This is a genomic window from Clostridioides sp. ZZV15-6597, from assembly GCF_020657815.1.
Classification (GTDB): Bacteria; Bacillota; Clostridia; order Peptostreptococcales; family Peptostreptococcaceae; genus Clostridioides.
The window spans coordinates 11,603-25,769 of record NZ_JAGWCT010000004.1 but is presented as its reverse complement, the minus strand read 5'-3'; the positions used below and the strand labels follow the sequence as shown (position 1 = coordinate 25,769).

Sequence of the window (14,167 nt, the reverse complement as noted above, 5' to 3'; positions counted from 1 at the left end):
ATTGAAAAATACATAAGTTTAACCCCAGTTGTGTCTCCCAAATACCCACTTGTGCTATAAATATTGAACGTAGAATGCCTTAATGCTATTTTGTATTTAAGATAACTCAATTAAAAAATAGTATATTTGTTGGAGTAATTATATAAATGTTGATTTATATAATTATCTTAAAGCCATATGGAATGTACATGTATATGATTAAAACTATAAAAAATAAAACAGTTATATTCTAAGGAGGGTAAAATGGGTATTTTACAAATAAAAAACCTAACTAAAATATATGGAAAAGATGAAACAGAAGTTAAGGCATTAAATAATATAAATATAAAAATAAACAAAGGTGAATTTGTTGCAATAATAGGCAAGAGTGGAAGTGGAAAGAGTACATTATTACATATAATGGCTGGTCTTGAAACTCCAACAAGTGGACATGTAATTATAGAAGATATAAATATCTCATCTCTTAATGAAAAACAACAATCTATTTTACGGAGAGAAAAAATAGGTTTAATATTTCAATCATACAATCTAATTCCTGCTTTAACAGTTGAGGAAAACATAAAATTACCAACAATAAATATCAATAATAAAAATGATAATTATGTTGATGAATTAATGCTATTACTAAGTATAAATGATAGAAAAGAACATCTACCACATCAACTATCTGGTGGACAGCAACAAAGAGTAGCAATAGCAAGAGCACTTATAAACAAACCATCAATAATATTAGCAGATGAACCTACTGGTAATCTAGACACTAAAAGTGAATCTGAGGTTTTAAATTTGCTAAAAAAATCTCAGAAAAAATACAATCAGACAATAATAATGATAACTCATAACATGAATATTGCTAAGTATGCAGGCAGAGTCATAAAAATAGAAGATGGAGTTATAAGAGAGTAGGTGTAGCTGTGAATCTAAAAAAACTAGCAAGAAAATATATGATAGGAGATAAGAAAAATACATTATTAATAGTTATAAGTATTGTAATTTCAACTGCATTATTTTTAGTAATGAATATAATAAGTGAAGATGTTAGAAATTTAATGATAAATCAATCTAAAAAAGAGTTAGGTACAAAGCATGTTGCATACTCTGAACCACCTAATGAAGAATTAAAGTATTTAGAGAATAATCCTGATATAAAGAAGATTGGAAAATCAATATTTTTAGGATTGCATGAAATAGGAAAAGGTCAAATACTTCAAATATTATGGGATGATAAGGCTACTCAAGAAATGTCTAACTCGTATACTTTAAAAAATGGCAGATTTCCAGCAAAAGAAGACGAAATAGCAGTAGATACATGGTATATTAAACAGTGTAAAATAAAAGAGCCAATAGGTAAAAAAATAAAGATAGACTATATTAAACAAAGTAAAAAAGGAGTAAATTTATATACTAATGAAAAAGAATTTAAGATTGTAGGAATATTAGAAAGTAATCCAATTTTAAAAGCACAAGGTATGTCTGTAGCCACTATAAGTAAAGAGTATGCCATGAAAAATATGCATATTAAAAATAAATATGACCAAGTTATTTTTATGTTTAAAAAAGAATTAAATATACAAAAGCAAATAGATAAGCTCGTTAAAGATAGAAAATTAAATGAAGATAATATAACATTAAATAGACCATTAATATTAGCTATGTCAGATAGTTTAAATTTGAAAATACCATATATTTTAGTAAATATAGTAATTGCTTTAGCTACTATATTATTAATTTACAATATATTTTATACATTAATGTTGAATAGAGCTAAGGATTTTGGAATACTAAAAACACTTGGTTTTATACCATCTGATATTTCTAAAATAATAGTCTGGGAAGTATTTGTATATTCGATTATAAGTATTCCTATTGGAATAATAATAGGAAAATTAATAGTTAGTTTGTGTAGTGAATACATGATAGGAGCAATATATGGTATTAATTATATAAATTTAATTAAAGATACTAGCCATATGAATGCATACATATACTCAATATTATTAAGTACATTAACCATAATAATATCAGTATTAAAACCACTTATAGAATTCTCTAAAACTGACCCAATGACATGTATAAAAAAAATTGAAGGGGAGATTGTTGTAAGGAAAAAATCATCCATAAATAGACTGATGACTAAACTTTATAATGACTATGGAAATATAGCATTAAAAAACATACAAAGAAATCAAAAACGAACAAATTTGCTTATAGTATCAATATCATTAGTATTTTTTTTAATATTAACAGTATATTCAAAAGCTACAAGCAATTTTTTAAATGATGGTGGGTTACGGTTATGGATTCCTGGAGATTTTTTAATAACTAACATAGATTCCTCATCTATATTACAAAATACAGTAAGCTATGATAAAAAAACTTTAAAAGAGATAGAAAATATAAATGGTGTTAAAAAAGTAAATGCTCATAGAAATAAATACTTTATCACGATGAATAGTATTGAGAATATAAATAAAAAATCAAAATATTGGAAGGAAAATAAAGATGTACTAAAACAAAATGCCCATATTGAAAATGGAAAAAAGATAATGCCAAGTTTTATTGAAGTTTTAGGAGTTGAAGATAACAATATATTAAAGAAGGTATTAATAGAAGGTAAAGGAAATTTAAGTAAATTAGAGAAAGAACCATATATATTAATAGATAAAAAGTATAGTGAATCACTTAATGTAAAAACTGGTGATAAAATAAATTTAAACTTTAATATTTCAGACACTAAAACAGGTAACTATAAAGAAACAATTTCTAAAGAGTTTATTGTTGGGGGAATTATTACAAATTTACCTATAATATCTCAAGGAGTAGGAACAAGCTTTGGAGCTGTTCTGCATGTAAATCAAATGGATAAATTTACAGGAGTTCATTCATATGAGCGATTTGATGTATGGACTAGTAAGCTTGCCAATAACAAATATATTGAAAGCGAATTGAATAAAATAGTAGACAAATCAGGCAAAGGTCTATTGACCCCTTATAAGGAGGAGGCATCTGGAATTGAAAAAAGCGATAATCAAAAAAATATGATTGTGATAATAGTTATTGGAATTATAGTTGTATTATCTATGTTTAATTGTTGTAATATTATAGTTGTTAGTATAAAGAATAGAAGAAGAGAATTTGCATTACTTAGAGGTATAGGCATTTCAAAAGATGAAATTAAAAGAATTATTAAAATAGAAGGGATAATATATCTATTTAATGGAGTTATCTTAGCTATAATACCCAGTTTGATTGCAAGATTGATAATAATAAAAGATTTTGAAACTATCAAGCTGATAAACCTAAAGCTTATAGGAGCTGTGATTATAATAGTAGTGTTTTTGTTGATAATAATTATAATGACAATTATAAAAGTTTTAAAAAATGTACAGAGTGAAGATTTTGTAGAACAAATAAAGACATTATAATAATGATTTAAGTAGATTTAAAACTATCTTAATATGGAGTTGATATCAATCTCAATATAAAAATAATATTGCATGATGAGCTTATTTTTATATTGAGTTTTACAGTAAATTAAAATAATATTATAATAAAAATAATGTTTTTATAATGCATATATTACAGGGAGGTAAGGGTGTATAGGATAGTTATTTGTGAAGATGATGTAGAACAAAGAGAGAAAATAAGAAATTCGATTACTCAGATATTAGAAGATGTATCAAGTCATATTAAAATATTTGAGTATGATTGTGCAGAACAGTTTCTAGAGGAAAATCCTGCAGGTATAGATATTTATATTCTAGATATTAGGATGGGAGATATGACGGGAATGAGTTTAGCAAAGGTTATAAGAAATGAAAATGAATCAGCCGAAATAATGTTTATTACTTCTCTAGTTGAGTATATTCAAGAAGGTTATAAAGTTAGAGCATATAGATATTTACTAAAGCCTATAAAGTATGAAGAACTAAAGGAAAGTATCTTAAGCTGTGTAAAAGATTTAACTAGAAAAAAAGATAATTTTATGATTTTAGAAAATAGAGGAAGCATTAAAAAAATACCTATAAAGGACATTTTATATATTGAGGTTATAAGAAGAGATATTATTGTACATACCATAGATGGAGAGTATCACACAAAGTGCAGTATGGATAAAGTAGAAAAAGAGTTGAAATTATTCAATTTTTTTAGATGTCATAAGAGTTTTCTAATTAATATGGTCTATATTGATAGTATAGAAAACAATACAGTTATGATTAGAGATAGAGAAGTTCCAGTTAGTAAACATAGAATAAGTAATCTTAGAAAAACATTAACTAATATGCTTGGAGATATTTTATGTTAGAACAATATATTTGGAGCATCATGTTATCAATACCAGGAATAATAGTACCTTTAATAATATCAAAAGTAATACTTGAAGAAGTGTTTTCATGTAATAGAGAAAATAAAAGAATACCTATTTTTTTATTACTAGGAATAATAATTTCCTGTTTATACAATCTAAAACATATAGATATTAGAGTAACTTTGATGTTATATTTTGTGTTAATGTTTGTATACTATAAGAAAATATATGGTTTTAATAACTTAAAGTGTGTAATTATAAGTATAGGTTATCTGATAATTTTTATATTGGTATACCTATTAGTGTATAAAACAATATATGAAGTTATGGTTTCTATAAGAGGTAGAGTTATACTCTTTGATTATTATGCTCTGTTAGGTAATAAAATAATAAGGTTAGAAGTAATAGTTATATCAAATATGATTTTATTATTTTTGATACCAATTGCTAAATCACTTAAATTAAAAAGAAAGATAATTGGTATACATTACATATATGTACTTCTCTCAATAATAGGAAATTTGATATGTATTATTATATTATTTGACACTGTATATAGATACACTTTTGGGAATACAAGTATATACATGGACTTTATTATGGTATTAGTATCTTCAATATTATTATTAACAAGTATATTTTCTGTAAATATGATAAATAAGATAGTTAACCATAATAAATTAATGTTAGAAAATAAAGTGATTAGAGAAGATATTAAAAAACAAAACATATATTATTTAAGCTTACAAGAATCTCAATCAAATATTAGACAATTATATCATGACATGAAAAATCATATGATATGTATAACAAATGTATATGGTAATAATGAATATATTAATAGTATTAATGATGAATTAGAAAGTTATAGATTAATGTCTGACACTGGCAACGTAGTTTTAGATGTGATTATAAATGATAAAAGTCTACTTTGTAAAAAGTACAATATAGACTTTGTAGTTGATATAAGAATGGATAATTGTAATTTTTTGGAAAGAAGTGATATATGTAGTATATTTTCTAATATGTTAGATAATGCCATCAATGCTTGCATCAAGATAAATGAAAATACAATTAATAAAAAAATTAAACTTAGAGGAACTAAAGTAAATAATTTCTTTGTTATAAAATGCGAGAATTCAAGAACTAACGAATTGAAATTTAATGGAGAAAAAATAATAACTGACAAGGAAGATAAATTTATGCATGGAATAGGAATAAGTAGTATGAGAAAATCAGTAGAAAAATATAATGGGAATTTAGAAATAAAAGTTGATGAAAATAAATTTATAATAATAATAGATATTCCATTATCAAGATTTTAAATACTATAAATAATATGAAGTCTCTAAAATAAACTTTAAGTATATAGGAAGTATTTATTATTTGTATGGTTTTTAATTTATTAGAATTATAGGGAAGACATATATTATAAATTTGAATATTAAGATTTTTTTGAGGGATAGTAGACAAACTATTCCTTATTTTTATAACTAAGAATAAGTGTTATAGATGACAGCGAGGATAACAATGGATTTGTTTATTTGTGAGTATTAGGTTATACAAAAGCTGTTATCTATAACTAAATTGGAAAATTCTATCAAATTTTGGAAAACGATTGACAAAGAGAACTAAATAAAGTATATTATTAGTAAGTTAGTTTAACGTACAAATAAATTGTATGCAATGTTTAATATATAAAATTAAGATATTAGACTGAGTTATTTAATTTTAAAGTACATCAAAATGGAATATTAAATTATCGATTTAGGAGGATGGCTGTGGTAAGAATATTTGAAGATTATATTGAAAAAAGATTTGACAATGAACTACTGCGAATAGAAGCATGGGGAAAAAATTCTTTACGTATTAGGTCATTTGTCGACCAAAATTTTATTGATGAAAATTATGCTCTTAATGAAAAACCTAAGTTGAATAAAGAAGATATTAAAATCGACAAGAGTGAAGATGGTAGTGTAAGTATTAAAAATGGAAAATTAAAGGCTATCTTAGACCATAGAGATAGAATTACATTTTATAACGATAAAAATGAAATATTGTTAAAGGAATTTATTAGATTAAGAGCTGTAAAACACGATGATGGTGGAGAAGATGTAGGAACCATTGAAATTACCAAAGACTTTAACTCCACACTTAAATTAAAATCAAGAGAATATCGACCAAGTTGTAGTGGGGAATTTGAAGTAACTACTAGATTTGAGTCTGAACCTTATGAAAAGGTTTTTGGGATGGGACAATACCAGCATGAATTTCTAGATTTAAAGAATACCGTTTTGGAGTTAGCCCAAAGAAATTCTCAAATATCAGTTCCTTATTATATTTCTAGTTTAGGGTATGGATTTTTATGGAATAATCCAGGAATTGGAAGAGTATCTTTTGCCAAGAACATAACAGAGTGGAAGATGTTTTCTACAAACTTTATAGATTATTGGATTACTTGTGGAGAAAGCCCAAAAGAGTTAAGTAAAAATTACTCTCAAGTTACAGGAACTGTACCTATGATGCCTGAAAACCTATTAGGGCTATGGCAAAGTAAATTAAGATATAGAACTTCGGAAGAAGTCTTGGATGTTGTGAAAGAATACTCAAAAAGGGGAATTAAACTTTCATCAATTGCAATCGACTATTTTCATTGGCCTAAGCAAGGAGAATATAAATTTGACTTAGATTATTGGAAAAATCCTAAGGAATTAGTTAAAAAACTGAAAGAAGAGTATTTAGTAGAACCAATCGTATCTGTATGGCCCACAGTTCAAAGTGATGCAGAAAACTACAATGATTATTTAGAAAATGGTTATTTGGTTAATGTTAATCGTGGTGTCAGAATGACAATGCAAATTCAAGGGAATACAGTCTTTGTAGATATGACAAACAAAAATGCAAGGGAGTATGTTTGGGATAGAATAGATAAAAATTATAAGCAACTAGGAATTGATTATTATTGGTTAGATGTAGCTGAACCTGGATATTCTGTTTATGATTTTGATAATTATAGATACAAAAAAGGAAATGTTTTAAGCTGTGGAAATATATATCCTATCGATTATTTAAAAATGATTTATGATGGTTTACATGATGATACAGAGTCTGTTGTAACTCTTGTAAGAGGAGCTTGGGCAGGTGCTCAAAAGTATGGAGCTTTAGTATGGTCTGGTGATATTGATTCTAGTTTTGAGGCTTTTAACAATCAAGTAAATACAGGGCTAAATATGGGACTAGCAGGTATACCTTGGTGGACTACAGACATTGGAGGTTTCCATGGAGGAAATCCTAACGACCCAGAGTTTAGAGAACTTATGGTAAGATGGTTCCAATATGCTACTTTTTCACCAATTTTGAGAATGCATGGAGATAGGCTACCTCACAGTAAGCCATTATCAAACAAAGGTGGAGGTTCAATGGTCACTGGAGCTCCTAATGAGATATGGTCTTATGGTGAAGATGTTGAAAGAATTCTTACAAGGTTTATAAAAATTAGAGAAAGTTTAAAAAGCTATTTAAAAAAATTAATGAAGGAAGCTCATGAAGATGGAACACCAGTTATGAGAACTCTATTTTATGAATTTCCTGAAGATGAGAAAACTTGGGAGATTGATAATACATATATGTTTGGAGATGAAATTTTGGTTGCTCCAATAATGAATTATAAAGATAGAAGTAGAAAAGTATATTTGCCAAAAGGATACACATGGGAGAATATATTTAGTGGAATTAGTTATGCAGGTGGAGAAGTTTATGAAATAGAATGCCCACTTGAAGAAATTCCTATCTTCTTAAATAAAAATTCTAAGCATAATTTTGAAGAACTAAAAAATATTTTGAGTGAGGTGAAATCATAATGGAGCCACAATTATGGCAATTATTATTAATCGTACTATATGGATTTTTTATAAACTATGAAAAAAATTCAACAATGTTTGGGACATATCAGCCAGTAACAGCAGGTTTTATTACTGGTCTTATATTAGGTGATATAAATACAGGTTTATATATTGGGGGTACATTACAATTACTATCATTAGGGATTAGTAATTTTGGTGGAGCATCCATTCCTGATTATCAAACAGCAAGTATAGTAGCTACGTTTATAACTATTACGACTAATCAAGAAGCATCTGTAGGAATTTCTATAGGTATTCCAGTTGCTTTGTTAATGGTACAATTGGATGTCCTTAGAAATACTATTGGTATATGGCTAGTTCATAAAGCAGAAGATGGAGCTAAAAAAGGAAATTATAAAAACATAACATATATGCAAATGTTAGGAGTATTATTAACAGCAGCTACAACGGGTATTCCAGTTGCTCTAGCTGTAATATTTGGGCCTTCCTTGGTTGATACTATTTTAAAATATACACCTGAATGGTTAACAGGTGGTTTAACAGTAGCTGGAGGATTACTTCCAGCAGTAGGAATAGGATTACTACTTAGATATCTTCCTGCAAAAGAGTATTTTAGTTATTTAGTGATTGGATTTGTTTTAGCAGTCTATATGAAAGTACCATTATTAGGTGTGGCTTTAATCGGAGGAGCAATCGCACTTATAATTTATAAAAAGAATGTGGAAAATCAAGCACAACAATATACTGTAGTAGGAGGTATGGATGAAGATGAGTGATAATGTGTCATTAAATAAATCAAATGAAAAAGTTAAAAAAAGTGTTTTATGGCGTTGGTTTTTTACCAGTTCTGTTTCTTCAAATTATGAGAAGATGCAAGCTTTAGCATATTGTTATGCAGTATTACCATTTTTAAAAACAGTATATAAAGATAAGCCAGAAAAACTTCAAAATGCTGTATTAAACCATTTACAATTTTTTAATACTAATCCATGGGTTGCTCCTTATATTTTGGGTATTAATGTAGCTATGGAGGAATTATCAAGTGAAGATACTGAGGAGGCTGTTACTTCAATTAAAACAGGATTGATGGGGCCAGTAGCAGGTCTAGGAGATAGTTTGTTTGTCGTTATTCCATGGACAATTTTTGGAGCTATAGCAGCTAATATGGCGATAGATGGAAGTCCTTTTGGAATCTTATTATGGATTATAGTAAGTGTAGCATTGAAACTATTAAGTATACCGCTGTTTAATGCTGGTTATACATCAGGGACTAAGCTAATATCTTCAATTGAAAAAAGTTTAAAAATATTAACTGAGAGTACATCTATTTTAGGATTGATGGTTGTAGGTGCATTAATACCTTCAGTAGTAAAAGCTAATGTTGCTCTTAACTTTCAGCAAGGTGATTTTACAATGAAAGGTCAAGAAATATTAGACCAAATTATGCCTGGTTTAATTCCTGCAATTTTAGTTGTTATTGTTTATTGGGCTCTTAAAAAAAATATAAAACCAATATACTTAATTTTAGGTGTAATGGTGGTTTCAATAATTCTATATGCGTTAGGTATTTTAAAATAAGGAAAGGGTGATATTAGATATGGAAATGAAAGGAATTAAAAATATTCGTATAGATGACCGTTTAATTCATGGTCAAGTTGCAACTATGTGGAGTAATAAATTAGGCGTTACAAGATTAATGGTAGTAAATGACGCAGTAGCCAATAATTCTGTTCAAAAACAAGTTCTAAGAATGGCGACACCTGCGGGAATAGCATCATCTATAATTACAGAAGAAACTGCTATAAAAAATATTACTGCTGGTAAGTATGAAGGACAAAATGTATTGTTAATTGTAAAGTCTCCTGTTGACCTTATTCCGTTTATAGAAGCAGGATTAAAGATACATAATATAAATGTTGGAAATATGTCAAGTAGAAAGAATACAACTGTGTTAAAACCTAATATCAGTGTTACTGAAGAAGAGAAAGAAGCATTTAGAAAACTCCTAGATGAAGGAATTGAAATTACAACTATAATGACGCCTGATGATAAGAAAACTTATCTTGTAGATATTTTATAAAATTAGAGAGGTGTATTAAAGTGAATAGTATTATTTTGATGAGTCATGGAAATATGGCTGAAGAAGTTTTGAATGCTGCTAAAATGATAATAGGGGACTCTGTAGACTATCCTACAGTAAATATGAAGCAAGATGATGGAATTGAAGGAACAATAAAAAAACTAAAAAAAGCTTTAGAAGTATATAAAGAAAGTTCAGAAATAATTATAATGGTAGATTTAATCGGTGGGACGCCATGCAATGCCGCTTTATTAGAAGCCAATAGTGATAGTAGAATTAAAATCATTTCAGGGCTAAATTTAGGTATGGTTATTGAATCAGCTTTTTCAGATGCAAAAGAACTAGCAGTAAAGTTAGAGAAGATAGGTAAAGACAATATTTCTATAGTTGAACCTACAATGAATTTATTAGCTGATGATGAATAGAAATCTCATATTAATATTTAATTAATGTACAACTTCTGAGAAAGAGAATATAAATAATCTTGTGTAAACTCCAGAATAAATTTAATTTTAGAATTTATACTTTAAAGGGGTTATGGCTATGTAGTCATAACCCTTATTTAAGATTATTACTATTTTTATAAAAATAGCATCTATATAAAGCTATTCTTAATTTTTTTGACTTTAATAATGACTGTAACTAATATTTCATTAAGATGAATATTTAATCGATTTAATACTTTAGGTCAGGTTCTAAAACTTTGAATTCACTTATATATAATCTTGAAGCTATTAAATAAAGTGACTTATGAAGTGATTCATCTGTTGTAAATGTTGATTTAGATGTAGTTGTCTTTTCTAGTGTTCTATTACATTTGTAGTAAAAATAATAGGTATCGATTCACTTAGATATTAAAAAATGTAACTAGCTTAAATAAGCTAGTTCACAGATTATTTAATATTATAGTACAGCTATTTTTTCATTTATTTCGTTCATCAAAGTTAAATTTTGTATATTTAAAAAGCTCTTAATATTTACAGCAGAACCACCATATAGAGATGCCTCAGACCCTAATGATGAAATTTCTATATTTATACCTTTGTTAAAAGAACTAACTAACATATCTTTTGTAATCTGTAATATCTCAGGTATATCTCTAATTATTTGGCTATTTAAATAGATTATCTCAGGAGCATAAGTTGCAATAGCGTTATTTATAGCTATTGATAAGTAACTGCAAAAATCCTGAATAACTTTTTTAGCATTTTGATTATTTGCATAGTATAGCTGTTTTACCATATTAGAATCCATCTTAGGGATATTTTCTAAAGTAGAAAGTTGTTCAAATACTTTTTTCTCTGAACAATATTGTTCTAAACATCCAAGGTTTCCACAAGGGCAGGGTTTACCATTAGGCATGATAATAGTGTGACCAATTTCGCCACTCATACCATTTCTACCACTATATAATTTATTATTTATTATAATGCCTGAACCAAATCCACTGTGAATACTAAGACTAAGTAGTGAATTATGTACAGTTGAGAAAGTACTCTCAGCTAAAGCTGTTAAGTTTGCCTCATTTTCTATATGAATAGGGAAGTCGTATTTTTCACTAAGGATACTATATAAATCAATCTCATTAAGATTATAATATGGAGTGAACAGTATTTTATTTTCACAAGTAATCCCATGTATAGCCAGAGTGAATCCTATTACATTATAAGGAGTGTCTATTTTGGATATATTATAACTATTTATGACTTCATCTATTAGTTGTATGACATTATCTTTATTTATCTGTATATCTGTCAAATTCTTTGACTTTATAATAGTTCCATCTAAATAAGATAAAGAAGAAAATATATAGTCATATCCAATATCCATACTTAAAGAAATACCTGCACATTTATTAAATACTAAAAGTATGGGTTTTCTTCCACCACTATGAGTGCTATTTCCAATTCCTATTTCATGGACTAGAGATTCATCAATAAGCTTTTTGGTAATAGCGGATATAGTTGCTTTGTTTAATCCTATGGTAGACGCGATACTCGCCCTAGAAATAGGCTGATTTTTTATAATTTGTTCAAGTACCAATCTTTCGTTCATTTCTCGAATAGTGTATTTATCAGTAACCAATTTGATATTCCTCCTTAAAATAATATTGTAATACTTTTTAGTTAAAAATAAAAGGTTATTTTGCATTGACAAAGATAATTAAATATTTTATTATTAGTTCATAAGTTAGTTTAATATACTAACAAAAATAAAGCAAGTAAAATATATCTAAATATAAAAAAATTGGAATAGGAAAACGATAATTTTAAGCACTATCTCAAGGAGGGATTAAATTGGAGTATGTATTAGGTGTAGATATTGGTACATCAGGTACTAAAACTGTCTTATTTGATAAACTAGGAAATACTATAGAAAGCTGTACATATGAATATCCTCTTATACAAGAGAAATCAGGCTGGGCAGAGCAGGATGCTAATGACTGGTGGGAAGCTGTAGTAGAATCTATAAGACATGTAATTCAAAGTTCAAGTATAAGTAGTGAATATATAAAAGGAATTGGATTATCAGGACAGATGCATGGTCTAGTTATGCTAGATAAAGAAGGTAATACATTAAGAAACTCTATAATATGGTGTGACCAACGTACAATAAAAGAATGTGAAGAGATAACTGATTTAGTGGGAAAAGAAAGATTAATTGAAATAACTGCTAATCCAGCACTTACAGGTTTTACAGCATCAAAAATATTATGGGTTAGAAATAATGAACCTGATATTTACGAAAATACTAATAAAATACTTCTTCCAAAAGATTATATAAGATACAAGTTGACAGGAGAGTATGCTACAGAAGTATCAGATGCAAGTGGTATGCAGTTACTTGATATAAGTAAAAGAAATTGGAGTGATGAAGTACTTGAAAAGTTAAATATAGATAAAAACCTCTTAGGTAAAGTTTATGAATCTCAAGAAATTACAGGATATGTGACTAAAGAGGTAGCAAACTTAACAGGACTTAAGGAAGGAACAATAGTTGTAGGTGGAGCTGGAGACCAAGCAGCAGGAGCTATAGGAAATGGAATAGTTGAAGAAGGTGTAGTTTCATCTACTATTGGCACATCAGGGGTGGTATTTGCATATACAAAAGAACCTAAAATTGATAAAGAAGGTAGAGTTCATACTTTCTGTCACGCAGTACCAAATACATGGCATGTTATGGGCGTTACTCAAGGAGCAGGATTATCATTAAAATGGTTTAAGGATAATTTCTGCCAAATAGAAATAGAAATTTCAAAATCTTTAGAGAAAGATGTATATGAAATTATAAATGGGCAAGTAAGTCAGGTGCCATCAGGATGTAATGGATTACTTTACTTACCATATATGATGGGAGAGAGGACTCCTTATCTTGACCCTTATGCTAGAGGAGTGTTCTTTGGATTATCTCCAATGCACTCTAAAAAAGAAATGGCAAGAGCAATTATGGAGGGTGTTTCATACAGTTTAAAAGACTGTATGGATATAATACAAAGTCTTAATATAGAAGTTAATGAAGTAAGGGCCTCTGGTGGAGGAGGTAAAAGTAAAGTCTGGAGACAGATGCAGGCAGATATGTTTAATCAAGATGTATATACTATAAACTCAAGTGAAGGACCAGCACTTGGAGTGGCAATTCTTGCATTAGTAGGAGCTGGAATATACGAAAATGTACAAAAAGCTTGTGATATTATAATAAAAGCTTCAACTAAATTAGAGCCAATAAGTGAAAGTGTGGACATATACAAGAGATATCACAAATTGTATAAAAAAATATATAAATCTTTGAAAGAAGATTTTAAGTTATTAGATGAAGCAGTTAATTTTAAAGATAAATAATTAAGACAGCTTAAAAATGAAGATAAAGATAAAAATAAAAGATAATTTTAAATTAAGAAAAAATATTACATATATC

The 14,167-nt window shown here is 27.8% G+C and carries 11 protein-coding genes; 10 read left to right on the top strand and 1 reads right to left on the bottom strand.

Annotated features, from left to right (window positions below; translation table 11 throughout):
* Nucleotides 1-243 precede the first annotated feature (243 nt).
* The 9 genes from KGF52_RS01780 (at nt 244) to KGF52_RS01740 (ending at nt 10,677) form a co-directional block, all read left to right on the top strand.
* Nucleotides 244-906, top strand: a complete 663-nt coding sequence (locus tag KGF52_RS01780; RefSeq protein WP_227838944.1) for an ABC transporter ATP-binding protein — start codon at nt 244-246, stop codon at nt 904-906.
* 8 nt (nt 907-914) lie between these two features.
* Nucleotides 915-3,425 (top strand): ABC transporter permease, encoded by a 2,511-nt coding sequence (locus KGF52_RS01775; protein ID WP_227838943.1) that lies wholly within the window; start codon nt 915-917, stop codon nt 3,423-3,425.
* 170 nt (nt 3,426-3,595) lie between these two features.
* Complete coding sequence (locus tag KGF52_RS21560; protein ID WP_227838942.1) at nt 3,596-4,306, top strand: LytR/AlgR family response regulator transcription factor; 711 nt, start codon at nt 3,596-3,598, stop codon at nt 4,304-4,306.
* Complete coding sequence (locus KGF52_RS01765) at nt 4,300-5,634, top strand: sensor histidine kinase (RefSeq protein ID WP_227838941.1); 1,335 nt, start codon at nt 4,300-4,302, stop codon at nt 5,632-5,634. Before KGF52_RS21560 ends, KGF52_RS01765 begins: the two co-directional genes overlap by 7 nt.
* A gap of 456 nt (nt 5,635-6,090) precedes the next feature.
* The gene (locus KGF52_RS01760) at nt 6,091-8,169 is read left to right on the top strand and encodes a TIM-barrel domain-containing protein (protein WP_227838940.1); all 2,079 of its coding nucleotides are present in this window, start codon (nt 6,091-6,093) and stop codon (nt 8,167-8,169) included.
* Nucleotides 8,169-8,948, top strand: a complete 780-nt coding sequence (locus tag KGF52_RS01755) for a PTS mannose/fructose/sorbose/N-acetylgalactosamine transporter subunit IIC (RefSeq protein WP_227838939.1) — start codon at nt 8,169-8,171, stop codon at nt 8,946-8,948. The genes KGF52_RS01760 and KGF52_RS01755 overlap by 1 nt, the downstream gene beginning before the upstream one ends.
* Entirely contained in the window at nt 8,935-9,750 is an 816-nt protein-coding gene (locus tag KGF52_RS01750) for a PTS system mannose/fructose/sorbose family transporter subunit IID (RefSeq protein WP_227838938.1), read from the top strand. The genes KGF52_RS01755 and KGF52_RS01750 overlap by 14 nt, the downstream gene beginning before the upstream one ends.
* A gap of 19 nt (nt 9,751-9,769) precedes the next feature.
* On the top strand, nt 9,770-10,252 hold the full coding sequence (locus KGF52_RS01745) for a PTS sugar transporter subunit IIB (protein WP_227838937.1): 483 nt from the start codon (nt 9,770-9,772) through the stop codon (nt 10,250-10,252).
* A gap of 20 nt (nt 10,253-10,272) precedes the next feature.
* Nucleotides 10,273-10,677, top strand: coding sequence for a PTS sugar transporter subunit IIA (locus KGF52_RS01740; RefSeq protein ID WP_227838936.1), 405 nt, complete (start codon nt 10,273-10,275; stop codon nt 10,675-10,677).
* 478 nt (nt 10,678-11,155) lie between these two features.
* On the opposite strand, the gene KGF52_RS01735 is transcribed toward KGF52_RS01740, so the two are convergent.
* Nucleotides 11,156-12,337: an ROK family protein gene (locus tag KGF52_RS01735; protein ID WP_227838935.1), complete on the bottom strand. Its 1,182-nt coding sequence runs from the start codon at nt 12,335-12,337 to the stop codon at nt 11,156-11,158.
* 206 nt (nt 12,338-12,543) lie between these two features.
* On the opposite strand from KGF52_RS01735, the gene xylB reads away from it, so the two are divergent.
* Nucleotides 12,544-14,091: a xylulokinase gene (gene xylB, locus KGF52_RS01730; RefSeq protein ID WP_413841437.1), complete on the top strand. Its 1,548-nt coding sequence runs from the start codon at nt 12,544-12,546 to the stop codon at nt 14,089-14,091.
* Nucleotides 14,092-14,167: the final 76 nt, after the last annotated feature.